The 782-nt window shown below is 68.7% G+C and carries 1 protein-coding gene; it reads right to left on the reverse strand.

The window, feature by feature from the left end:
* Positions 1-782 (reverse strand): beta-ketoacyl synthase N-terminal-like domain-containing protein (locus CW362_RS42890; RefSeq protein WP_162684466.1); only part of this gene is annotated, 782 nt, incomplete at both ends.

The raw sequence follows: 782 nt of genomic DNA on the forward strand, positions 1-782 counted from the left end.
CCGCTGATGCCGAACGACGACACACCCGCCCGCCGCGCACGACCCGTCTGCGGCCACTGCCGAGCCCGCGTCAACAACTCCACCGCACCCGCAGACCAATCCACATGCGGCGACGGCTGCGACACATGCAACGTCCGCGGCACCACCCCGCGCCGCATCGCCATCACCATCTTGATCACACCACCCACACCGGCAGCCGCCTGCGCATGACCGATGTTCGACTTCAACGACCCCAGCCACAACGGACGCCCCTCCGCCCGGCCCTGCCCGTACGTCGCGATCAACGCCTGCGCCTCGATCGGATCACCCAGCCTCGTCCCCGTCCCGTGCGCCTCCATCACATCCACGTCCGACGTCGACAACCCCGCACCCGCCAACGCCCGCACGATCACCCGCTGCTGCGACGGACCGTTCGGCGCCGTCAACCCGTTCGACGCACCGTCCTGATTCACCGCACTGCCCCGCACCACCGCCAACACCTCGTGCCCGTTGCGCCGCGCGTCCGACAAACGCTCCAGCACCACCACACCCACACCCTCGGACCAGCCCGTCCCCTCCGCATCCGCGGAAAAAGAACGACACCGGCCGTCCGCCGACAGACCACCCTGACGACCGAACTCCACGAACGCGTACGGCGTCGCCATCACCGTCACACCACCCGCGAGCGCCAACGAACACTCCCCCGCACGCAACGACTGCACCGCCAGATGCAGCGCCACCAACGACGACGAACACGCCGTGTCCACCGTCACCGCAGGACCCTCGAACCCGAACGAATACGA

It is taken from the genome of Streptomyces populi, from assembly GCF_002911015.1.
Taxonomy (GTDB): domain Bacteria; phylum Actinomycetota; class Actinomycetes; order Streptomycetales; family Streptomycetaceae; genus Streptomyces; species Streptomyces populi.